The organism is Pseudoalteromonas sp. S3260 (assembly GCF_005886925.1).
GTDB classification, from domain to species: domain Bacteria; phylum Pseudomonadota; class Gammaproteobacteria; order Enterobacterales; family Alteromonadaceae; genus Pseudoalteromonas; species Pseudoalteromonas tetraodonis.
Genome location: NZ_PNCV01000066.1, coordinates 1 through 23,799, shown reverse-complemented (window position 1 = coordinate 23,799; position 23,799 = coordinate 1). Strand labels below are relative to the sequence as shown.

Genomic DNA, 23,799 nt, shown 5'->3' with positions numbered 1-23,799 from the left:
TTATGGTAGCGACACGTCAATCTCATCAACATGACAAAGCAGGTGATTTTTTTTCACGCGTAGAATCTCTTGATTTGTCTCAGGAAAAAATTAGCTTACTCAATAAAGCGCAGCAACTTTGCCAAACTTGTGATAACAGCGAACGCGAAAATACCGCCATAGAGATGGTGGAGATTTTGGTTGAGCTAAATTTAGATGCTGACTCGTTAGCCACCGCCTATTTAACCCCTTATTATTTAAATGATGTAGTGAGTATTGACGCTGTCGAAGAGCATTTAGGCAATCATGTTGCGGTGTTATTAACGGGTGTGTCGCAAATGGCCACCATAAGTACGTTAGCTCATCAAGGCAATGGTACCGTGCAGGTCGATAATATTCGCCGTATGTTGCTTGCTATGGTGGAAGATGTGCGTGCCGTGGTGATTAAATTAGCCGAACAGGTGTGCCATTTACGCAACGTAAAAGACGCGGCTGAAGAAGAACGAGTTATTGCAGCCAAAGAGACTGCGGATATATTTGCACCGCTTGCTAATCGCCTTGGTATTGGCCAATTAAAGTGGGAGCTAGAGGATTTAGCCTTTCGCTATTTACACCCAGATATTTATAAAAATATAGCTAAACAACTTGATGATAAGCGCCTTGCCCGTGAAGCGTATATGGCTGATATGGTTGAGCAAGTAAAACAGCGCCTACATGAAGCGGGTATTAAAGCCGAGGTATACGGCAGGCCAAAACATATCTACAGCATTTATAAAAAAATGGCGAAAAAGAACTACGAGTTTGATCAGCTGTTTGACATACGCGCGATGCGAATTGTGGTTGAGCGCCTGCAAGACTGCTACGGTGCCCTAGGTATTGTGCACACTAATTGGCGCCATTTAAATAAAGAATTTGACGATTACGTTGCAACCCCAAAACAAAACGGCTACCAGTCTATTCATACCGTAGTATTTGGCCCCGAAGGTAAAACTGTTGAGATTCAGATACGAACGCACGACATGCATCAAGATGCAGAGCTGGGTGTTGCCGCACATTGGATGTACAAAGAAGGTGCGTTACCAGGGCGTGGTTCAGGCTATGAGCAAAAAATTAGCTGGTTGCGTAAGTTACTGCAATGGCAAGAAGAAGTGGTTGATGGCAGCGATTTAGCGCAAGAGCTTAAAAACCAAGTGGTTGAAGACCGCGTCTATGTGTTTACTCCACGTGGAGATATTTTTGACTTACCGCTAGGGGCAACGCCTCTTGATTTTGCTTACTACATTCACTCCAATGTAGGGCATCGGTGTATTGGTGCAAAAATATTTGGCAAAATAGTGCCGTTTACTCATCAATTAAGTACCGGCGATCAGGTTGAAATACTGACCCAAAAGCAGCCAAATCCAAGCCGTGATTGGCTAAATCCGTCGCTGGGTTATATAAAATCGTCTCGCGCTAGAGCCAAAATCCACCATTGGTTTAAACAGCTCGACCGCGATAAAAATTTAAGTGCGGGTAAAGAAATCCTTGATAACGAATTACAAAAGTTAGAGTTAACTTACAAAGATTTAGACCCAGCGATAAAGCGCTTTAACTTTAGAGAGCTTGATGACTTAATGGTCGCCATTGGTGCAGGCGATATTCGCCTTAACCAAATGCTTAACTTTATTACCGATAGAACGGAGCACGAGCCGGTTATTCGCTTTAAATCGCCCAGTAAAGTGACTGGCGATAAAAACGGTATTGTGGTTGATGGAGTAGGCAGTTTAATGAGTCATGTTGCTCGCTGTTGCCGCCCTGTACCTGGGGATGAAATTATTGGGTATATTACCCAAGGCCGTGGCATTGCCGTGCATCGTGAGGATTGTGACTCGTTTAGTAATTTAAAAAACAAGCACCCAGAGCGCGTTATTTCAGTAAGTTGGTCAGATGATATTAGCAGCTCCTACGCGTTAACTATTCGTATTGAAGCCAGCGATCGGTCTGGTTTAATTCGTGATATTAGTTCTGCTTTGGCGAATGAAAAAGTCAATGTGCTCAATATGAATGTCAACACGGTTGATAGCACTCAAACGGCTATTTTTGTGATGCAAATAGAAGTGCATGACTTACAAGGCACAAATAAAGTGCTTTCTAAGTTACACCAGATAGAAGGGGTGCACAGTGCAAAACGAGGGCAGTAATCAGGCTAATAATGAGGCTTTAAGCCAACTGCTGGAAATAATGCAAACACTGAGAAACCCTGAGGGCGGATGCCCTTGGGATCTCAAGCAAACGTTTGCGTCAATCGTGCCACACACGCTTGAAGAAGCTTACGAAGTAGCTGATTGTATTGAAACGAATAATTTAAGCGATTTAAAAAATGAGTTAGGCGACTTACTATTTCAAATTGTGTTTTATGCGCAACTAGCACAAGAGCAGCAATTATTTAATTTTAACGATGTAGTGGCACAGTTAAATGAAAAGTTGGTGCGTCGTCATCCGCATGTATTTTCAGCGCAAGACACACCTAAAACCGATGCCGAATTAGCTGCGCAGTGGCAAGCAATAAAAGCACAAGAGCGCGCGGCTAAACTCCAAGGTCAAAGCTCAGTACTTTGGCAAGATATACCAAACAGTTTACCTAGCTTAATAAAAGCCAAAAAAATTCAGCAACGGGTCGCTGCATTAGGGTTTGATTGGCCTACTTATCATGGAGCTATTGATAAAGTGAGTGAAGAGGTTGAAGAAGTGAAAGAAGCCTTAGCTCATGACCCATACTCAGATCATACAGCAGAAGAGCTAGGTGATTTGCTGTTTGCTACTGTTAATGTAGCGCGCCATGTTAAACGCGACCCCGAACAACTGCTTCGCAGTGCAAACGATAAGTTTTCTGCACGATTTGAAAAGGTGCAAAACTACTTAATTGCACAGGGTAAATGTATTGAGTCTGCGTCTTTAGAGGAAATAGATGCAGCATGGGATGCGATAAAAAAAATTAAATAAATAGGGACATAAAAAATGTCTGTTTTTTGTGCACAGATTTGCCATTTTTAGCTGGATTGCTTAGCTATGTTTTGGTACAATTTCGCCCCGTCTTGTTTATATTCCAAAATCACTTGTTTGGGTATTATATTCCTTTTAATTCCTGATATTCTAGGGTTCGCATGAGTACAAAATTTATCTTCGTTACTGGCGGAGTTGTTTCTTCGTTGGGTAAAGGTATTGCAGCAGCATCGTTGGCCGCTATTTTAGAGGCCCGTGGCTTAGATGTTACCATTTTAAAGCTGGATCCTTACATCAACGTTGACCCAGGCACAATGAGCCCAATTCAACACGGTGAAGTATACGTTACCGAAGACGGCGCAGAGACCGACCTTGATTTAGGTCACTACGAACGTTTTATTCGCACCAAAATGACCAGCCGTAATAACTTTACGCAAGGGCGCGTATATGAAGATGTACTACGTCGTGAAAGACGTGGCGAATATCTTGGCGCAACAATTCAAGTTATTCCTCATATCACTAATGATATTAAGCAACGTGTTTATGATGGCGCAGAAGGCCATGATATAGCAATCGTTGAAATTGGTGGTACGGTAGGCGATATTGAGTCACAACCATTTATCGAAGCTATTCGTCAAATGGGCACAGAGATTGGTCGTGAACGTGCGCTATTTATTCACTTAACGCTAGTGCCATTCTTAGGCCCTGCCGGTGAAGTGAAAACAAAACCAACTCAGCACTCAGTTAAAGAGTTACGCTCAGTCGGTATTCAACCAGATATTCTTATTTGTCGCTCAGACCGTAAGCTGCCAAATAACGAGCGTGCAAAAATTGCATTATTCACAAACGTTGAAGAAAAAGCCGTTATCTCACTGCCTGATGTAGACAGTATTTATAAAATCCCTGCGTTATTAAAGTCGCAAGAGTTAGACAACTTTGTATGTCGTCGTTTCCATTTAGATGCACCTGAAGCTGATTTAGCTGAGTGGGAACAAGTATTGTATCAAGAGTCTAACCCAACGGGTGAAGTGACGATTGGTATGGTTGGTAAATACATTGAATTACCGGATGCATACAAATCAGTAAACGAAGCTTTAAAACATGCAGGATTAAAAAATCGTTTAACTATTAATATTCAATACGTTGATTCACAAGACTTAGAAACTAAAGGAACCGATATTCTTTCTCGTTTAGATGCTATTTTAGTGCCAGGTGGTTTTGGTGGTCGTGGTGTTGAAGGTAAGATTTTAGCGGCTAAATATGCCCGTGAAAACAAAGTGCCTTACTTAGGCATTTGTTTAGGTATGCAGGTAGCGCTAATTGAATACGCACGAAATGTTGCCGGTTTAACTGATGCAAACTCAACGGAATTTAATGCAAATTCAGAGGCTCCAGTGGTTGGTTTAATTACCGAGTGGCTAGACGCTGAGGGTAACGTAGAAGTACGTGATGAAAAGTCTGATTTAGGTGGCACAATGCGTTTAGGCGCACAAAAATGCCATTTAACGCCTGGCTCTAAAGTACACGAAGTGTATGGCAGCGACGAAATTGTTGAACGTCACCGTCACCGTTACGAAGTTAATAACAACTTCGTTGCACAGCTTGAACAAGCAGGTTTAAGCTTTACTGGTTTATCTGAAGATAAAAAGCTAGTAGAGATTATTGAAAATAAAGATCACCCTTGGTTTATTGCAGCGCAATTCCACCCGGAATTCACTTCAACGCCACGCGATGGTCATCCGCTATTTGAAGGGTTTGTAGCTGCGGCTCATACCTACCAAAAAGCGTCTTCGTAATTTAAAAAAGGCTGTGCATATTGCGCGGCCTTTTTTGTTTCTAAGGCTGGCCTAGGTTAGCCGTACTCACCATTTTGGGAATATAGAGGAATCAAGATGTCAGAAATCGTAAAAGTAATCGGTCGTGAAATTATGGACTCGCGTGGTAACCCAACTGTAGAAGCTGAGGTATATTTAGCTGATGGTTCATGGGGCCGTGCTGCTGCACCATCAGGTGCATCTACAGGAACTCGCGAAGCATTAGAATTACGTGATGGTGATAAAACTCGTTATTTAGGTAAAGGCGTATTAAAAGCGGTAGGTTTCATTAATAATGAAATTGCAGCGGCTTTAAAAGGTCAAAATGCACTTGCTCAAAGTGATGTAGACCAAGTAATGCTTGATTTAGATGGTACTGAAAATAAAGAAAAACTAGGTGCTAACGCAATTTTAGCAGTATCACTCGCTACCGCCAAAGCCGCCGCGCAATTTAAAAAAGTAGAGCTATACGAGCACATTGCTGACTTAAATGGCACGCCAGGTGTTTACTCTATGCCACTACCAATGATGAACATCATCAACGGCGGTGAGCACGCTGATAACTCAGTGGATATTCAAGAATTCATGATCCAACCTGTTGGTGCTGCTAATTTCCGTGAAGCATTGCGTATGGGTGCTGAAATATTTCACAGCCTTGCAAAAGTGCTTAAAGCGGATGGTCATTCAACAGCTGTAGGTGACGAAGGCGGTTTCGCACCAAACCTTGCATCAAACGAAGCAGCACTTGCAGCAATTAAAGTGGCTGTTGCAAATGCCGGTTATGAGCTTGGTAAAGATATTACCCTTGCACTTGATTGTGCTGCCTCTGAGTTTTATGACAAAGAAGCAAATATCTACGACCTTAAAGGTGAAGGTAAAAAGTTTACCTCTGAAGAGTTTAACTACTTCTTAAAAGACTTAACTGAGCAATACCCAATTGTATCAATTGAAGATGGCTTAGATGAGTCTGATTGGGATGGCTTTGCACACCAAACTAAGCTAATGGGCGATAAAGTTCAATTAGTGGGTGATGACTTATTCGTAACCAATACTAAGATTTTAAAACGTGGTATCGACAATGGTATTGCTAACTCAATCTTAATTAAATTTAACCAAATTGGTTCACTAACAGAAACGTTAGCGGCAATCAAAATGGCGAAAGATGCTGGTTTTACAGTGGTTATTTCTCATCGCTCTGGTGAAACTGAAGATGCAACCATTGCTGATTTAGCGGTTGGTACAGCTGCAGGCCAGATCAAAACAGGTTCATTAAGCCGTTCAGATCGTGTTGCTAAGTACAACCAATTGCTTCGTATTGAAGAGCAATTAGGCGCTAAAGCACCGTACAATGGTTTAAAAGAAGTTAAAGGTCAGTAATTCTTTAATTTGTTTAAAATTATAAAAATCCTCGCTTATGCGGGGATTTTTTATGCGTGTTATAAAGTAATGGGAAGGGCTGTCCATAGTGAAGCTACAGTAGAGAACCTAAGACTTATTACAACTGAAACTGCTGTTTTAATATCTCTTTTGTAAAACTGGTTTTTAAATAAAAGCCACGCGGCAGTGTTTGTATAATTTGTCCGTTGGGGCCTATGGCATCGGTAACTACTTTGCTATTAGCGGCTTTTGGCCGTATTTGCATGGCGTCGCCTAAATGCCCTGATATTTCATCTACCCGACCAAGCGCTATAAGCTCCATTTGCTCTTCCCAGTCTCGCTGTAATTGCGCATCTTGCGCGGGGGAGGGTTGCCACAAAAAGCCACTGCCTATGGTTCTATCAAACGGGGCGATATTGCGCTCACTTAAAATAGGTAACCATAAAACATGATTCAACTTTTTACGTACGCTACTTGTGTGCCACGTCATGCCAGTTACATTCATTAGCGGGGTAACCGACACAAAGGTGGTTTCTAGCGGTTTACCTTTATATGAAATAGGCAATGTTTTAAGCTCTATGCCTAAATCCTCAAAGTCGGGGAGCGGTTTTGACCCAGCACTTGCGCCTAATACATACTCAATCAGTTGACCTGTCCAGCCTTTTTCACGCAATAAATCATCTGGCGTTTTAAAGTGGTACTGCTGTGCTAGTTGTCCAAGTGTGAGCCCTGCAATATTATTGACACGTTGCATTAGTTGATTAATTGAATGAGGCTTTAAAGGTTGCATACTGTTAATTTAGTTGAATAAATACCAACGCCATGATAGCAAATTAGCTTGATAGTGGATATCTTTAGTGGTTGGTTGATTTTTATACGTGCCGTGGTTGGTGCAATTTTATGCACTGCTTTAAAACGCTAAAATTAACTAAGTAACTGAACTACATTGTTTTTTTTTGTTTTTGGTGTTCAGTTTTAATTAAGGTCTATAATTGTTGTAAGGATAAATACAGATGTATAAACATGTTTATCCACAGATTCTGTGGAGAACATCACTTTTTTGATCTTGTATTGTGGATTTGTTTGGTAAATGAGCGTGTTTTACAAAAGTTATGCACAAGCTGTGAGTAACCAGCACAAACAGTGTGGTTTTTATGTATTTACGTATGGCAGTGTAGTTTGTTATTCACATGCAATGGATTTCGCCATTAATTTGCTTTAAGTGAAGGTGTTAACGAGGCTTGCACGTAATAGTATTTGCCGTATTGCAGCTAATGTGGAACAATCATAAAAAATCGACTTACAAATGAGGCACTAAGGTGATTGATGCCGAAGGTTTTCGTGCCAATGTCGGAATTGTAATTTGCAATAATCAGGGGCAAGTGTTTTGGGCCAGACGCTATGGTCAACATTCTTGGCAATTTCCCCAAGGTGGTGTTGATGATGGTGAAACACCAGAACAAACTATGTACCGTGAATTACACGAAGAAGTAGGTTTGCGACCAGAAGATGTAGAAATAGTTGCAAGCTCAAAACATTGGTTACGCTATAAATTACCCAAACGATTAATCCGCCGAGATTCAAGTCCGGTGTGTATTGGGCAAAAACAAAAATGGTTTTTACTAAAACTGCGCTGTAAAGATGAAGATGTAAACTTACTAAAAACGCACCATCCTGAATTTGATGATTGGCGGTGGGTGAGTTATTGGTATCCAGTAAGGCAGGTAGTATCGTTTAAACGGGATGTTTATCGACGTGTAATGAAAGAGTTTGCTCCTTTTGCTATGCCCTTCAATAAGCGAGAGCAACAAAAAGACAATTGGCGAAGCAAAAGGTAGTTTTACATAAAAAGGAGCAGTGTATGCTGGCAACACTCAGATCAATAGCTGAGTCTGTTTCGCAACAAGCGAATTTAGACGATGCGTTAGTGTGCTTTGTGAAAATGGTAAAAGATGCCATGAATACCCAGTGCTGCTCCATTTATTTTGCCGATTACAGTCAAGATAATTTTGTACTGATGGCTACCGAAGGGTTAAACCCTGATGCGGTGGGCAAATTTAGAATTGGCTTTACCGAGGGTTTAGTTGGGCTTGTTGCTCAGCGTGAAGAAGCAATTAACATTGCCTTTGCTAAATCGCACCCTCGCTTTAAACTCTCCCCAGAAGTGAACGAAGAAGGCTATAACGCCTTTTTGTCTGTGCCTGTTGTTCATCAAAAAAAGGTATTGGGCGTTATTGTTGTGCAACAGAAAATGGCGCGGGTATTTTCTCAAGATGAGGAGTCTTTTTTAATTACGCTTTCAGCGCAGTTAGCTTCACAGCTTGCGCATGCCGAAATAAAAGAAGTGTTGCGCCAAGATGAGTCATCTCATCAAACATCGGTTTTAAAAGGGGTGTCTAGTGCACCAGGCATTAGTATTGGTAAAGCCTTTGTTGTTATTCCTAAACTTAATTTTAAGTCCATAGAGCTCACCAAAAATAGCGATGTGAATGAACAACGCCGTTTATTCACGCAAGCGGTTGCTGCAACGCGCAAAGAATTTAGCACTTTATCGATGACATTAAGCGATACCATACCGCAAGAAGCGTTGGCGGTGTTTGATGTGTATCAGCAATTATTGGATGCTAAAAGCTTAGGTCATAATGTAGAGGCACAATTACAAGAAGGTTGGTGTGCAAAAAGTGCATTAAAAATTGTGATTGAACGTTTAGTTGCGCAGTTTAATGAAATGCAAGACCCTTACATTAAAGAGCGTGCGGTTGATGTTAAAGACATTGGCTTACGGGTGCTTCATCACTTAGTGAACACAGAGCATGCAATAAAAGACTACCCTGAAAACACAATCCTCATCGCTCATACATTAACTCCTGCAATGTTAGCCGAAGTGCCAAATGAGCGTTTAGCAGGTGTGGTAAGCATTAATGGTTCAGCTAATAGCCATGCCTCTATTTTAACCCGAGCAATGGGCGTACCTGCAATTTGGGGTATTGAAGATTTACCGTTACTGCAGTTTGATAACAAGGAAATGATTTTAGATGCTTTTGCTGGGCGTTTATATATTTCGCCTTCGCAAATGCTTATTGATGAGTATACAGAATTACAACACCAAGATAACTTACTCAACAATCGTTTTTTAGAAGAGCAATCACTGCCTGCAATTACCTTGGATGGGGAGCATATTAGTTTATTGCTCAACGCAGGGCTTGAACTTAATACGCAACAAAATAGTGCCCATATTTGTGATGGTGTTGGTCTTTACAGAACCGAAGCGTGGTTTATGCAAAAAGGGCAGTTTCCATCGCAACAAGAACAAGAAAAATGGTATCGCGAAGTACTCAGTAGCTATTATCCTAACCCCGTAGTTATGCGAACGTTAGATATTGGTGGCGACAAAGTTTTAGATTATTTTAATATTACCGAAGAAAACCCGTTTTTAGGATGGCGTGGTATTAGAATTAGCCTAGATCATCCCGAGCTTTTTTTAGATCAGCTCAAAGCCATGCTCAAAGCGAATATTGGCTTAGGTAATTTAAAAATAATGCTGCCTATGATCAGCGGCACTGATGAAGTTGAAGAGTCGCTGGCATTGTATAACCAAGCCTATTATGAGTTAAGCGAAACATTTCCTGAGCAACTTATAGAAAAGCCAGATATTGGCATTATGCTTGAGGTACCTTCAAGTGTATTTATGCTGCCAGAGTGGTCTAGAAAAGTTGATTTTTGCTCAGTGGGTAGTAACGATTTAACTCAGTATTTATTAGCGGTAGATAGAGCAAATGCCCGTGTGGCCGATTTATTCAATCCTTATCATCCAGCTGTGTTACGTGTATTAAATAATATTGCCAGCGAATGTGAGCACTATGAATTACCCTTTAGTTTATGTGGTGAGCTTGGCGGCGATCCCGAGGGAGCAATATTACTCATTGCCATGGGCTATAGACGTTTAAGTATGAACTTATCGTCGTTAAATAAAGTGAAATGGGTGCTTAGGCGCTTAAATGTTAGTGACATGGAACAATTACTGAGCGAGTGTTTAGCACAGCCCAATGCTAAACAAGTGTTGCGTTTAACCCGTAATTTTATGATAGAGCATCAGCTAGGTAATTTATTTTATACACCTAAATGATAGAGCTGTTATTGTTTATATAATCAATTAAAATATACATATTCTTAAATGTATTAGAGATAACTATGTATGAACTAGGACTGCTAGTTGCAAGTTGTGCGTTATTAGGTTGCATTGTTGGTTTTTTAGCAGGACTTCTAGGCATAGGCGGTGGTTTAATCATTGTGCCGGTGCTAACGAGCTTGTTACTGGGTTTTAATGTGGCCGCTGCCGATCATGTATTAGTTATCGCTATTGCGACATCTTTAGCCTCTATTTTATTTACCTCGACTTCTTCAGCGTTAGCTCATCATAAAAATGATAATGTGCCTTGGAAAATTGCCCCTTGGGTAATGTCGGGTGTGGCCATTGGCGCCTTGATTAGCGGCTTTGCTGCCAGCTTTATACCTGAGAAAATGTTACGAACCGTGTTCGCAGTGAGTGTGGTTTTTATTGCTATGAGAATGGTGCTTTCTGCCCGTAATAAAGTGAGCGTAGGTCACCCGATGCCTGCAGGCCCCGTGCTAGGAAGTATTAGTGCGATAATGGGGGCACTATCTGGGTTGATTGGGATTGGCGGTGGCGCATTACTTGTGCCTATGCTGCACTATTTTTCGGTTGATATTAAAAAGGCAATTGGTTGCGCTGCTGCATGTGGTATTGTAATTGCCTTTTTTGGCTCTATTGGTTATGTCAGCGCCGGTTGGCAAGTAACTGACTTAGCGCATGGTTTTATGGGATTTGTGTATTTACCCGCATTGTTTGGGATTGTTGTTACCTCATGGTTTATAGCGCCAATAGGCGCCAAAGCAACGCATTACTTACCTGTGAATACAATTAAGAAAGTTTTCGCGATGTTACTTGTTATCATCGCTATTAAAATGGTTTTTAGCTAAAGGTTTATTTTTATGGCACTGGAGTTTCCTCAAATTGATCCAATAATATTTTCTATTGGACCACTTAGCGTTCGTTGGTATGGGTTAATGTACTTAATTGGTTTTGCGTTTGCGATGTGGTTTGCTAATCGTCAAGCTAATAAGTCCGGTTCAGGTTGGACTAAAGACGAGGTCAGCGATTTACTCTTTTACGGCATGCTGGGCGTTATATTAGGTGGGCGTATTGGTTATGTTCTGTTTTATCAATTTAGCTATTTTATCGAAAACCCCTTATATTTGTTTAGAATAGACCAAGGTGGCATGTCGTTTCATGGTGGGACACTGGGGGTGATCACTGCAATTGCTATTTTTGCTTACAAGCGTAAAAAATCGTTATTACAAGTCGGTGATTTTGTAGCACCTTTAGTGCCTGTTGGTTTACTGGCTGGGCGTATAGGTAACTTTATTAACGGCGAATTATGGGGGCGTACCACTGATGTTCCGTGGGCAATGGTGTTTCCAACTGGAGGCCCGCTTGCACGCCACCCTTCACAACTTTACGAAGCTTTTTTTGAAGGGCTTGTATTGTTTGTCATATTATTGTGGTTTATTAAGCGTCCACGTCCTGCGGGAAGTGTGTCGGGTTTGTTTTTACTGGGTTACGGCGTATTTAGATTTTGTATTGAATATTTTCGCCAACCAGATGCGCAATTGGGGTTATTTGCCGACTTCATTTCTATGGGGCAAATTCTATCGTTACCAATGATAATTGGCGGGTTAGGCTTACTTATTTGGGCCTATAAACAACCACAATCAAAAACAGCGGCAAAAGCTTAAAAGAAGAAGTTAGATGAAACAATATTTAGAATTATGTCAGCGCATTGTTGACCAAGGACAATGGGTTGAAAACAAGCGTACAGGTACACGTTGTTTAACGGTTATAAACGCTGATTTAGAGTACGATGTGGCTAATAATCAGTTCCCAATGATCACCACGCGAAAAAGCTATTACAAAGCGGCTATTGCTGAATTATTAGGTTATTTAAGAGGCTATGACAGTGCTGAGCAGTTTCGCAATATAGGTTGTAAAACCTGGGATGCTAACGCCAATGAAAATAGTGCCTGGCTCAATAATCCTAATCGTAAAGGTGAGGATGATATGGGGCGCGTTTATGGCGTGCAAGGACGAGGCTGGCAACGCCCTGATGGTTCAACACTGGATCAACTGGCAAAGGTCATTAATAATTTAAAAAATGGCATAGATGATCGCGGCGAAATTATTACATTTTACAACCCTGGTGAATTTGAACTTGGCTGCTTGCGCCCATGCATGCATACACATACCTTTTCATTACTAGGCGATACCCTGTATTTAACCTCGTACCAACGAAGTTGTGATGTACCATTAGGTCTAAACTTTAATCAAATTCAATGTTTTGTTTTATTGGCACTGGTTGCACAAATTACTGGCCACAAAGCAGGTAAGGCATATCATAAAATCACCAATGCCCACATTTACGAAAATCAGCTAGATTTAATGCGAGATGTGCAATTAAAGCGCGAGCCATTTGCTTCTCCTCAATTAAAAATTAATCCAGAGATTAAGTCACTCGAAGATATAGAAACATGGGTAACACGTGATGACTTTGAGGTGGTTGGCTATCAATGCCATGAAGCGATTCAGTACCCATTTTCAGTTTAAAAAATAAGGAGAGCATAATGAAAGCAGTGATCCCCGTAGCCGGCCTTGGAACACGTATGTTACCGGCCACTAAAGCAATTCCAAAAGAAATGCTGCCCGTTGTAGACCGTCCACTCATTCAATACGTTGTTAGCGAAGCGGTTGCCGCTGGCATCAAAGAGATAGTGTTAGTAACCCATTCGAGTAAAAACTCAATTGAAAACCATTTTGATACCAGCTTTGAATTAGAGGCAACATTAGAGAAACGTGTAAAGCGGCAATTACTTGCCGAAATACAGTCTATTTGCCCTAAAGATGTGACCATTATTCATGTACGTCAAGGTGAAGCAAAAGGCCTAGGCCATGCTATTAACTGTGCCGCCCCTATTATTGGCAATGAACCTTTTGTGGTTATTTTACCCGACGTTATTATTGATGATGTAGAAAGTGACCTAACAAAAGACAACTTAGCTGAAATGATTACTCGCTTTGAGCAAACTAAACACAGTCAAATTATGGTTGAACCAGTTCCTAAAGATGACGTAGATAAATTTGGTGTTGTGGATTTAGGTGATGTTGAGTTAAACCAAGGTGAAAGCTCACCCATTAAGAGTATGGTAGAAAAACCACCCGTTGACGAGGCACCTTCAAACCTTGCTGTGGTTGGTCGTTACGTGTTGAGTAAAAATATTTGGCCATTACTGGCTAAAACCCCTCAAGGTGCTGGTGATGAAATTCAGCTAACAGATGCAATAGCCATGCTTATGCAAGATGAAAAAGTAGATGCCTACGCAATGAAAGGCCGAAGCCATGATTGTGGCAGTAAAATTGGTTATTTAAAAGCAACCATTGAATTTGCTCTTCGTCGTGATGAATTCGCCGGTGAGCTTAAAACGTTTATTAAAACGTTAATTTAAATAAACTTATCATTATTAGAAGCGCCTATATGGCGCTTTTTTTGATTGTAAAATAGTTTTTTTAGTATTTTAAATTATCACTATTTTTGCAGTTATACAGACATATTTAATATTGTGTTGTAATCTTTATGTTAATCCAAGTTGTTTTGTTGTTAACGTGCTTTATTGATTCAATTGAAAATTGACTTAATTGAGCGGTCTAAACTATTGAAAGAGAAACAATCAATGTGTGAATACAGCATAAAGTATCACCGATATCTGGTTATAGCGTTACTCATGTTAATTGGGAGTGGCTGTACTGTATCGCCAGATAAAACTACGTTAAATGAAGAAGTTAAAGATTCCCCTGAATATGTAACTATCACCGCACTTGAGCTAGCACAGCTAAAAGATGCAGCCTTGCAATGGCAACAAGCACGTTCTGGTATAGAGCGACTATTAAAGTTAGAACGTGAGCTTACATATTTAGTTGATAATTTAGATATTATTAGCAGTAAAGCAATAGCGCAATCTAATCAGGCTGTTAGCAATCGCTATGCTCGCTCATCAATTAAGACTAATGCCTCGCCAAACCTCAGGTATGGTAATAACTACGCAAGCACCTCAGATAACGTAGAACGACCGAGACAAAGATATAGTAACCGTTATGTAAAACCGACTGGTAGGGACGCTCTAAAAAATCAGCGATATAGCAGCCGCTATGCTAGTGTTCCTACAAAAATAATTACAGCCCCTTCAAAAAGCTACAGTAAACGAACTGTTCGCTCACCAGTTAAAGCGATTAGTTCTAGGGTGAACAAAAAGGTTGCCTCTAAAATATCGATGGCAACAAAAGTGGCAATGGTAGATAAAAACAAAAAAGTATTTGCCTTACAGGTAGCGTCGCTTGATTCAGAAGAAAGTGTTGCTAAAGAGTGGAAGCACATTAACAAAAAAGCAGCGCCTTTGTTTAAGGATAAAATCACGACAAACATTGAAAAAGCAAAAGTTAATAACAAAACCTATTATCGACTAAAGTTAGGTGAGTATTTTAACTTTAAAAGTGCTGAGGATGATTGTGAGGTATTTAAATTCTATAAAGTTGATTGCTTTGTGAGTAACTACACTGACAAACCAATTAGATTATAAATTATTTATTTGGCGCTTTTATTGCATAATAGCTAGAGCTAGTTTTTTGTAATAAGTGCTTTAAAGTGAAACTTCGTTTAATAATATTACTAATACCATTTGCATTAGCTGGTTGTAGCAACCAGCTAATGCCCGCCGACTCACAAAGCGACAAGCTTGTGCGTGAAAAAGATATAAAACCTTACTTAGAGCAATGGGATAACAACAAAGAGCAAATAGCGCGTTTAAGCACCATGGAAGAGGACTTATCATTACTGATTCAAGCTCTTTCTGCACAAACAGATATTGATGCCATACCTGAGCCGTTGAAGCGCTGTTTGCCCTCCAAGTTGCAGCCGTTACCGACAAAGACCGACTTAGCCAAAGTTTAAATCAAATAAAAGCCAGCGCATCTTCGTTATTTCAGGGCGAATTCGTGGCGAATGTAGAAACTATCAACATGAGTGGCATGACCTACTACCGTTTAAAGCTTAGAGCTTATCAAAATCAAGCCAATGCCGCTGCTGATTGCGATAAACTTAAGCAGCGCAAAATCAACTGCATTGTGAGCCATTACACCCAACAGCCATTAAAATAAATATGCATCTAGGGTATTAGGCATAATAATTGCTTTGTTACTATCATGTTTTTAGAGGATGGCAACTATGCGCCTTTTGTTACCCTTACTATTATTAAATTTAGCGGGCTGTAGCTTAACACCCCAGCCAAAGCCAAGTATAAGCACTGATGCGCCTAAAACGGTCATGGCACCCTATACGCTCAATCAGTACGTGAATAGCTTGAGTGCCCAGCTTAGCCATATCAAAGAGCCTTTTAAAAGCACCGCATCAATTGCGGTCAGCAGCTTTTATTTAGCCAATGCTTTGGATTCACAAATTGCCCAAGGGCAGGGAGCAGGGCTTAGTCAGCAAGTTCAAGAAAGCTTAATAACCCAATTTACTCAGTTAGGGTATAACACAGTTGAATACCGGCTTGAAAACCAACTTAACTTATCAGCGAGTGCAGACTCAGTACTAAGCCGCAATACTGGCAACTTAAAGCAGCGTCAGATTATTGACTTTGTCATCACCGGTACTTTAACTCGCCAAGAGCATGCTTATATTGTTAATGCACGAATGGTAAATATGCAAACCAACCAAGTTGTATCTGCCGGCAGTACTGAAATTCCCATCAATGTGATGTGGAGCAACGAAAAAATACAGCAGCGCGGTGACTATATTTACCGCAGTGAATATTAATTAGGAGCACACATGAAACGCCTACTATTAACTTTATGTTTGCCACTAGGCTTTGGTTGTTCACAAATGACAAACCATAGTGACACACAAATTACCGACGATGCGCCTATGTTTTTTGAGCAACGCCCTGTAGCCGCACCTACACAAAGCGACTCGCTGTATCAAAATAAAACAGCAGTGATGAATAAAAACAAACAAGTTAACACGCCAACACGTAAAAATATTAATCATTATGTGCGTGGCATCATGCAAGACATGGCTGAAAATTTACAGTACGTAAATACTAAAACGCCATTAGCGGTATCAAGCTTTGTTTTTTTAGACCGTGACTACAACAATGCTGACTTAGTGGGTAACCAAATAGCAGAGAGCTTTATGCATGAGCTGCATAATTTTGGTGTGCCGGTAATCGATTTTAAAACCACCGATTATATGCGTGTAACACCTGGCGGCGATTTTGTTTTTAGTCGCGACTACTTAGAGCTTAACCAAGAACAAAATTTTAGTTACGTATTAGCCGGCACGCTAGTAAACCACCAAGGTGGCATACTAGTAAACGCACGTATTGTTGGTTTAGCGAGTAAAGCGGTTGTAGGCTCTGCACAGGGTTTTATTCCACAATCAGTTATTGATGCGCTAAATAGCAGTAACAGTGCTGATGGCGTTATGCTAAAACAAGCGAGTAAGTGAGGTTTATCATGGCTAACTTAGCTAAGCGCTCAGCTTTAATTAGCATAAGTGCATTATCATTATTACTTTCAGGCTGTAATTTACTTGGTGAATCTAACATGACTGAACCCGCTGAGCCTGAGCAAAAAGTGGTAAGCAATCTTGATTTTAACCAGATCATGGCGCAAATGCAGCAAAATGACGAGCAAGAACAATACGCCGATACAACGCAGTTTAACCCAAACAAGCATCATAAAAGTTTAGTTAACTACGTAGAGCAAATGGCACTTGATTTAACCGACACCATGCAAGTAGCCCCGCAAGATGCAGCGATTGCGGTTACGTCGTTCGTTGATTTAGACGCAAGTTTAACTACAGCAAGCCAGTTAGGTAATCAGTTATCAGAAACCTTTATACACCAGCTACAAAAGTTTGGTTATAGCGCCGTTGATTTTAAAACAGCCAATTTAATTACCGTTAATGAACAAGGTGACTTTGCATTCACCCGAAACACTCGCAAGCTTGCAGGTACGAATATAGCCAACCATGTTTTATCGGGTACATTAATTTACCGTGCAGATGGGGTTGTTATTAACGCTCGCGTAATAAATATTGAAAATAAGCGCCTTGCCGCCAGCAGCCGAACATTTATACCGCTTTACGTACTAAATAAAGAAGATATATATTTATCAAGCAATTAACTTAATTTGATACTTGATATAAAAAACCAGATGCCGTTATAATTTTTGTAAGCTTGATGTGGCCTCTTAGTTAAATGGATATAACGGCCCCCTCCTAAGGGGCAGTTGCAGGTTCGATTCCTGTAGGGGCTACCAATAACACGTTTCACACCTAAAAATACGGCAACAATAAATTCAAACCTTCCGTATACCCCTTTATAAATAAGTCCTCCACGTTTCAAGTCGTAAAATTTGGTATCGCTACATTTCATATTTTTAGTTACACTCATAGTTACACCGAATCGTTTTGCCGATTTTGATGTAACTAAAACCGCTGTAATTTAGTTAAGCGGATGAAAATTAAAGGAAGAATGCGGATCTTGATTTTAGTATCCCATTTTTAGGTTTGGCTACCTATTCGATAATGGAGTGAAACATGCCAAGAGCAACAACCCCTTTAAACGATACGCAGATAAAAAATGCGAAACCAAAAGCAAGTGAATACCTGTTATCTGATGGTGGCGGGTTAGGCTTGCGTATAAAAAAGAATGGCTCTAAAACGTGGCTGTTTAATTACTACCGTCCGCACATCAAAAAGCGAGCGCAGATAAGCTTTGGCGTTTACCCTGCCATAACGTTAGCAGCCGCTAGAAAAAAACGTGACGAGGCAAGGGCGCTACTTGCTAATGATATTGACCCTAAAGAATACAGGGAAGAAATTCAAAGCACTAAAGCAACTGAGGCAAAGAATACTTTTGAGGCGGTAGCAACTGAATGGCTCAACCTTAAAACGGCTAAGGTAAGCCAGCGGCACTCTTTTAATATCCGTAGAGGGTTTGAGTTACATGTTTACCCGACAATAGGGAAAGTGCCTATAAGCAAGCTATCCGCACAGCTAACCATTGAAACGCTGCGCCCTTTAGAGGCAGCGAATAAGCTCGATATGTTAGGTCGCTTATGCCAGCGTATTAATGAGGTGATGGACTATGCGGTTAATACTGGGCGTATGCCAGCTAACCACCTTCATAGTATCGGCAAAGCGTTTGGTACTGTTAAACATACCAATATGCCTACCGTAGCCCCTGAGCAATTACCTATGCTATTAGCAACCGTTAACAGTGCGCGTTTAAAGCTGATCACTAAATGCTTGTTTGAATGGCAACTTCATACAATGGCTAGGCCAGCAGAGGCAGCAGGGGCGGCATGGAGTGAAATTGATTTTGATAATCGGGTGTGGAATATACCCGCTGAACGCATGAAAAAACGCAAGCCGCAAGCAATACCACTAACGCCACAAGTATTGTCGCTATTGGAATATTTGAAACCTATTAGCGGACACCGTGATTTTATATTCCCTTCTGATAACAACCCACGTGCCCACCTAAGCCGAGAAACGTTAGGCGCAGCGTTAAGGCGTATGGGCTTACAAGGCAAGCAAACAGCCCATGGCTTACGCGCGCTCGCTAGTACCACGTTAAACGCGCAAGGTTTTGACTCAGACTTAATTGAGGCAGCACTAGCTCACGTAGATAAAAACCAAGTACGCGCAGCCTACAACCGAACCGACTACTTAGAGCGCAGACGTAAAATGATGTGCTGGTGGTCTGATCATATTGAAGCGGCTAGCAAGGGTGATTACTCGGTCACTGGCAGCCAGCATTTGAAAGTGGTTTAAGGATTAGTTAATGGATGAATTTATTAGTGTAGATGAAGCGTTAGAGATGCTTTTTGATAAAACAGATATTAATGACAGCAGTAAAATAAAACGCTTATTCCAATATTACAGCCGAGGAAAAATTGACTTTCACATAGAGCTGTTTGGTAGGAGTGCCCCTCATGGTTTGAGGTTTTATAATAAACCCAAAGGAGAATTAATACTGGCTGATGAAAAATTGCCATGTATGCCTCAAATCTTGAGTGGTGTTTTCATGTTGCCAAGAGAGTATTCAGGTGAATATATGAAGCGTTTATTATCAATTTATTTATATGATTGTGAATATACTTTAGATGAAAGCGTTTTTATGCTTCGGGATCAAGGCGTTCAAATTGATGTGGTCGAAGATATTACGGGTATGGATTGGTGGTTAAAAGAAGAGGAGCCAAGAGAAACACTTAACGGGGTCATATTTAACGATAGTGGTATCTACCCACAGGTCGATGATTTATTAATTAAGGCTGAGCAAATAACAGAGTTAAAACGGTCAATTACCCCTCAAAAAAAGCCTCATAAACGAACTGACATTACAGAGAAAAGCAACAAAACTAAAATGGAAGTGTTGGGCGCAGCGTTATCTGTTTTAGCGCAGTTTCGACCTCAATGTGTATCGGGTGAGGGGGTTGTGCAAGGGGCTAAAGTAGCAAAGGTAATTGAAGATAAAGCTGGCTTGTTTTGGCCTGAAACAAATCAAGCACCACAAGAGCCTGAGGTACTTAGAAAAACAATAAATAAGTGGCTGAATAAAAGTAGGTAAAACTTTATTAAAAGCAATTGGTTATATTTAATTTAAGAAAGCTTAGTTTTGAAATCAGAAACTAAGACTTAGCTAGCGGGTTTTAATTATTTTCAGATTTAGTATTCGCCTTGAACTGTTTGTTTATTCCAAATTATCTCAAGGTGAAACGTTATGATTGATAGAATTTTAAAGCAACGCGAAGTAGTAAAGATTACTGGTATGAGCCGCCCTACAATTTGGCGTAAAGAAAAGTTGGGGCTATTTCCTGCTAGACGTGACTTAGGCGCTCGCTCAGTGGGCTGGCTTGAAAGCGAGATTAAGGCTTGGATGGAAAGTCTGCCTTGTGTGGAGCATGACGAGGAGGCGGCCTAATGAAAGGGAGCAGCGGCAAAAAAGCCGCCACCCAAACCAATTTAGCAGCTAATGATAATAGCCCAAAAAAGCCGAAGGCGCAGTCAAAGAAAGAGCGAGCATTTATTTATATTTTACAGCACCCTGCAGGTGCTACAGAAAACGATATTTTGCGTAACGTTAGACTATCCAGTGGCAGGAACTACTTTACGCAGTTAGAGCGCTTGCACGGTTTTGAGTTAACGCGAGTGAATGATGAGAACCCGGACGGTATAGGTACTCATCTTAGATATAGCTTTTCATCACCAGAAATAGCAGCGGCAATTTTGAAAGAGATTAACGCGAGCCGAATAAGGCGAAAAGCAGGAGTATTAAGCAAGGAGCAAGAGGCGGAGTTGTTGGTGCCTTTTAATCGCTCGCAATAAGTAATTACTCAAGTATTGCCATTACTGGCACTTAATAAAATTTAATTAAAAGGAACAGGACGATGACAACAAACAATATGAAATATGACGCTAGCATTTCGGCAGACAATTTTGACTATCTTGATGGGGCGGTAAGTCAGGTACATAGCTTAACTGTGTTTATTACTGCTAATGATAACTACAAGTCTATGACAGAGACCACATTAGCAAACTTACTTTGGACGGTTAGTGAGCGCATAGGGGGAGTATTGACGGATAGCGTTGATATGTATTTTGGTGAAATCCCTAGAGAACAATTAAAATTTGAGCAGCTTTTAATTCAGGCTAAAACGGTGCTGGACGCTTTGCGTAATAGTGAAGGGTTTGGCGGATTGCTTAGAGATCATCTGAGTAATGTAATTTGGCTGGTGGATGGTCTGCTTGAGGATGCTATAAAAGAATTAGGCAAAATGTCTACTCTTTCTGATGAACAGGCCGCTTAATAAAAATATGCGCCACCAGCACATTAAATCAACTTTGAATTATCCCTTGGTAGTGATCATGACCAAGGGAAACCCACCTAATAAAACAGCCTAAAAACCTATGTTCCAGTATTTTTATGTAAGCGGACACTATCACTACATGCTTTGTTATATAGGGCTTTTTGTTGGTGAAGCAATATGAACACTTAAGGTCGGTTTTTTACCCTCGAAAAAAGGCTATTTTTGAAGATGCGCCCCAGTAGAGGCCTTATAGCTATGGATAGTAGCTACTAACAATTAACTGGGTATTTAATAATATCTACGGCTCATGAATGACTAACCAACTAACCATAAATAACAATGATAAAGGGTATGAACACATTTTTGTCCACGGTGAAAAGGGATGGTGGGTAAACGCTGGAAAAAGTGGATTAATGGTTAAGCCTATGCGAGCTATGCTAGATCAAATTGAGGCTATGTTGAGCAACCATAGTCGTGTGATGTTAATTCGTTTTGATTTACGTATGGAGTCGTACACGCCAGATAACAAAATCATCACTGTATTTAACCGTAGGCTGTTTAAATGGGTTAAGGCTCAGTATGGGGTTAGTCGTATTGGTTTTGTATGGTGTAGAGAGCTTGAGAGGGCAAAGCGTCAACATTACCACTATGCGCTTATGCTTGATGCGTCAAAAGTTAACTACCCAAACAGCATAACCAAGAAGGTTTTACAGATATGGGGCGAGCTTAGCGGTTCGGCTTATGTGCCAAAAAATTGTTATTACATCATGAAGCGCGATTGCTTGGAGTCACAGCAAGAGGCTATTTACCGTATATCTTATTTAGCTAAAGCGCGTGGGAAGGGCTACAAAGCTACTCAGGCTAAAAATTACGGTGCTAGTAGGATAAAACTAAGGGCTAATGAGTTTTGAAATGTTTTGGTTTGAATGGTTTTTATCGCTCGTTCAAAGCGTGTGGCAGGGTGAACAGTGCGGAACAAATGGCGGAACAATTAAAATTTTAAGTGGTTGTTTTTTATTTGGTAGTTATTTAATTCGGAACAAATGAGGGTGTAAATAAACGATTTGCTCTTTTGGTAATGGAAGGCGAGAGGTTACGCAGACCGCAACCCCTCACAAACCTGTTTTGGTACGACTTGTAAGGCTCTAATTGCCAAAAAATGGTTCACCATCACAGGGGATTATTATCGGCATAGATGCTTTAACCAGTCAATACTGGCTATTTCTACAGGCTATTGTATTGGTCACATTAAACGGATGAGCACGTTATAAATTTGTTATGCTCCCAACGTTAAATAATGTTTACTTTTTAGTGTTGCTACTTAGCTTCAATATACTTAGTTGTGTTTAAAAAAATTAATAATGCGTTGACTATTTCACCTCTACTTTTACAGACTCTATGTACCATGAATCATAGTTTTTCGAGGTTGTATCAAAGGTTGTTATTGAAAAAGAGCCGGAGTCTAAAGGTGGAATACTATATTTTATACCACTTAATGTAGGTAAGGGCTCATCTGCGAAATAGTTCTTAGATGATGCTAGCTTTTGTGCTATTGGTGGGAAGTGATTGATTTTATAGTCTCGGCTGGTTCCATTTTTATGGTTGATAGTAATTATAATTTCTTTTATCAGGTACTTATCTGAGCCATTGTAGATCGAGCCTTTAAATGTATTTCCGTCTATTTTAGCTTTCCCTTCCACTTTAGCCATTAAAGGGCTAATGATTTCAGCATCTGGAGTCTTTAGTGTAATACTACTTCTATCGTCATAGTGATTTGAGTATATCTGACCTAATGCGGACATAAATGAAATTATTATACACGTTACCGAGAACACTCCAGCCTTACAGTCTTTTTTTAAAATTAATGGAACCAGAGTTACAAGCGCTGAGACAAATACCACTGAGATCATTTGGCCTAAAATAAATCCAAGTATAAGTACAAAATCATTTGAGCTGGTATGAGTCATTGAATAAGCAGTAAAAATAATTATGTTAGATATAATTAGGCTTCCAGTTATTTTTATGAAATCTTCTGACATTTAAACTTCCTTTTTAAATACTTCCAAATTTTCTATTCGATAATAAAACTAAAATATTATTAATCCCAACGATAGCTTTATTTATATCTATATTCAACTCAACTTGTTTAGGGCTAATTTTATTTTAGATGTGCTGTTCCTGTTAGAGAAAAAGGTTTAGTTACACTGGTAGTTACACTTTGCTCATTCCATATTTTTAAAGTTATTTAAAATCAATATCTTACCCTTGTAATTCGACATTTGCAGGGGCTACCAATAAAATCAATGAGTTATGTTCTTTCTTTGTTTCTATATCAACTATATGTAGTATATTTGTAGCAATGTCAGCTTTGTGCCGTTCGGATAAAAAGTGAATTTGAAAGCTTGTTGGGTGGCGCCTTCGGCTTAACCAACCTACATTTTGGCGTAGGTCGGATAAGTGGCGGAGCCACGCCATCCGACAAAAATGATAAATTTACCAGAGACAACTGCCTTACACTGTAAGTTAAACCACTCTATACCGACTATCGGCTGAGTGCTATGAGCGGACATTAGTAATACCCAAATCGTGCGCCGCCGAAGGTGGTCGCATGGATTTTTTTGAGTACGCCCGACATGGGCATTG

General features: G+C 40.3%; 24 protein-coding genes and 1 tRNA gene. 23 read left to right on the top strand and 2 right to left on the bottom strand.

The features are described 5' to 3' along the window. Positions 1-2: 2 nt before the first annotated feature. From relA to eno, 4 genes are all read left to right on the top strand, one after another. Positions 3-2,159, top strand: coding sequence for a GTP diphosphokinase (relA, locus tag CWC14_RS11690; RefSeq protein WP_076920647.1), 2,157 nt, complete (start codon positions 3-5; stop codon positions 2,157-2,159). Next, positions 2,140-2,961 (top strand): nucleoside triphosphate pyrophosphohydrolase, encoded by an 822-nt coding sequence (gene mazG / locus CWC14_RS11685; RefSeq protein WP_138563058.1) that lies wholly within the window; start codon positions 2,140-2,142, stop codon positions 2,959-2,961. Before relA ends, mazG begins: the two co-directional genes overlap by 20 nt. A gap of 161 nt (positions 2,962-3,122) precedes the next feature. Continuing rightward, positions 3,123-4,757 (top strand): CTP synthase, encoded by a 1,635-nt coding sequence (gene pyrG, locus CWC14_RS11680; protein ID WP_138563056.1) that lies wholly within the window; start codon positions 3,123-3,125, stop codon positions 4,755-4,757. A gap of 96 nt (positions 4,758-4,853) precedes the next feature. Continuing rightward, positions 4,854-6,152, top strand: coding sequence for a phosphopyruvate hydratase (eno, locus tag CWC14_RS11675; protein ID WP_138563054.1), 1,299 nt, complete (start codon positions 4,854-4,856; stop codon positions 6,150-6,152). A 118-nt stretch (positions 6,153-6,270) separates the two neighbouring features. Here the strand turns inward: eno and mutH are convergent, their stop codons facing one another. Then, positions 6,271-6,942: a DNA mismatch repair endonuclease MutH gene (mutH, locus tag CWC14_RS11670; protein ID WP_033102795.1), complete on the bottom strand. Its 672-nt coding sequence runs from the start codon at positions 6,940-6,942 to the stop codon at positions 6,271-6,273. A gap of 529 nt (positions 6,943-7,471) precedes the next feature. Between mutH and rppH the strand changes: the two genes are divergently transcribed. The 19 genes from rppH to CWC14_RS11575 all read left to right on the top strand — a co-directional run bounded on the left by rppH (position 7,472) and on the right by CWC14_RS11575 (position 22,067). Then, a complete protein-coding gene (rppH, locus tag CWC14_RS11665; protein ID WP_013465620.1) occupies positions 7,472-7,990 on the top strand; it encodes an RNA pyrophosphohydrolase in 519 nt (172 codons plus the stop codon). A 23-nt stretch (positions 7,991-8,013) separates the two neighbouring features. Then, positions 8,014-10,278 (top strand): phosphoenolpyruvate--protein phosphotransferase, encoded by a 2,265-nt coding sequence (gene ptsP, locus CWC14_RS11660; RefSeq protein ID WP_033102794.1) that lies wholly within the window; start codon positions 8,014-8,016, stop codon positions 10,276-10,278. Between the two features lie 65 nt (positions 10,279-10,343). Further along, a complete protein-coding gene (locus CWC14_RS11655) occupies positions 10,344-11,153 on the top strand; it encodes a sulfite exporter TauE/SafE family protein (RefSeq protein ID WP_138563052.1) in 810 nt (269 codons plus the stop codon). Between the two features lie 12 nt (positions 11,154-11,165). After that, a complete protein-coding gene (gene lgt / locus CWC14_RS11650) occupies positions 11,166-11,969 on the top strand; it encodes a prolipoprotein diacylglyceryl transferase (RefSeq protein WP_033102792.1) in 804 nt (267 codons plus the stop codon). Positions 11,970-11,982: 13 nt separating this feature from the next. Next, positions 11,983-12,834 (top strand): thymidylate synthase, encoded by an 852-nt coding sequence (locus tag CWC14_RS11645; protein ID WP_138563050.1) that lies wholly within the window; start codon positions 11,983-11,985, stop codon positions 12,832-12,834. Positions 12,835-12,851: 17 nt separating this feature from the next. After that, positions 12,852-13,730 carry a UTP--glucose-1-phosphate uridylyltransferase GalU gene (gene galU, locus CWC14_RS11640; RefSeq protein ID WP_138563048.1) on the top strand — a complete coding sequence of 293 codons (879 nt, stop codon included), beginning with the start codon at positions 12,852-12,854 and terminating at the stop codon, positions 13,728-13,730. A 276-nt stretch (positions 13,731-14,006) separates the two neighbouring features. Continuing rightward, a complete protein-coding gene (locus CWC14_RS11635; protein WP_138563047.1) occupies positions 14,007-14,858 on the top strand; it encodes an SPOR domain-containing protein in 852 nt (283 codons plus the stop codon). A gap of 65 nt (positions 14,859-14,923) precedes the next feature. Then, complete coding sequence (locus tag CWC14_RS11630; protein WP_249928742.1) at positions 14,924-15,229, top strand: hypothetical protein; 306 nt, start codon at positions 14,924-14,926, stop codon at positions 15,227-15,229. After that, positions 15,172-15,435 carry an SPOR domain-containing protein gene (locus CWC14_RS11625; RefSeq protein WP_138563045.1) on the top strand — a complete coding sequence of 88 codons (264 nt, stop codon included), beginning with the start codon at positions 15,172-15,174 and terminating at the stop codon, positions 15,433-15,435. Before CWC14_RS11630 ends, CWC14_RS11625 begins: the two co-directional genes overlap by 58 nt. A 67-nt stretch (positions 15,436-15,502) precedes the next feature. Continuing rightward, a complete protein-coding gene (locus CWC14_RS11620; protein WP_138563043.1) occupies positions 15,503-16,096 on the top strand; it encodes a FlgO family outer membrane protein in 594 nt (197 codons plus the stop codon). 12 nt (positions 16,097-16,108) lie between these two features. After that, positions 16,109-16,786 (top strand): FlgO family outer membrane protein, encoded by a 678-nt coding sequence (locus tag CWC14_RS11615; protein ID WP_138563041.1) that lies wholly within the window; start codon positions 16,109-16,111, stop codon positions 16,784-16,786. 8 nt (positions 16,787-16,794) lie between these two features. Then, positions 16,795-17,466 (top strand): FlgO family outer membrane protein, encoded by a 672-nt coding sequence (locus tag CWC14_RS11610; protein WP_076920637.1) that lies wholly within the window; start codon positions 16,795-16,797, stop codon positions 17,464-17,466. Between the two features lie 60 nt (positions 17,467-17,526). Continuing rightward, positions 17,527-17,601, top strand: a tRNA-Arg gene (locus tag CWC14_RS11605). Between the two features lie 280 nt (positions 17,602-17,881). Then, positions 17,882-19,120, top strand: coding sequence for an integrase domain-containing protein (locus tag CWC14_RS11600; protein ID WP_138563039.1), 1,239 nt, complete (start codon positions 17,882-17,884; stop codon positions 19,118-19,120). A 10-nt stretch (positions 19,121-19,130) separates the two neighbouring features. After that, the gene (locus CWC14_RS11595; RefSeq protein WP_138563037.1) at positions 19,131-19,916 is read left to right on the top strand and encodes a hypothetical protein; all 786 of its coding nucleotides are present in this window, start codon (positions 19,131-19,133) and stop codon (positions 19,914-19,916) included. A gap of 153 nt (positions 19,917-20,069) precedes the next feature. After that, a complete protein-coding gene (locus CWC14_RS11590; RefSeq protein ID WP_138563035.1) occupies positions 20,070-20,270 on the top strand; it encodes a helix-turn-helix transcriptional regulator in 201 nt (66 codons plus the stop codon). Beyond that, entirely contained in the window at positions 20,270-20,674 is a 405-nt protein-coding gene (locus CWC14_RS11585; RefSeq protein ID WP_138563033.1) for a hypothetical protein, read from the top strand. The genes CWC14_RS11590 and CWC14_RS11585 overlap by 1 nt, the downstream gene beginning before the upstream one ends. 62 nt (positions 20,675-20,736) lie before the next feature. Next, positions 20,737-21,156, top strand: coding sequence for a hypothetical protein (locus CWC14_RS11580; protein ID WP_138563031.1), 420 nt, complete (start codon positions 20,737-20,739; stop codon positions 21,154-21,156). A 311-nt stretch (positions 21,157-21,467) separates the two neighbouring features. Further along, positions 21,468-22,067, top strand: coding sequence for a YagK/YfjJ domain-containing protein (locus CWC14_RS11575; protein ID WP_138563029.1), 600 nt, complete (start codon positions 21,468-21,470; stop codon positions 22,065-22,067). A gap of 459 nt (positions 22,068-22,526) precedes the next feature. Here the strand turns inward: CWC14_RS11575 and CWC14_RS11570 are convergent, their stop codons facing one another. Continuing rightward, positions 22,527-23,195: a hypothetical protein gene (locus CWC14_RS11570; protein WP_008463934.1), complete on the bottom strand. Its 669-nt coding sequence runs from the start codon at positions 23,193-23,195 to the stop codon at positions 22,527-22,529. Positions 23,196-23,799: the final 604 nt, after the last annotated feature.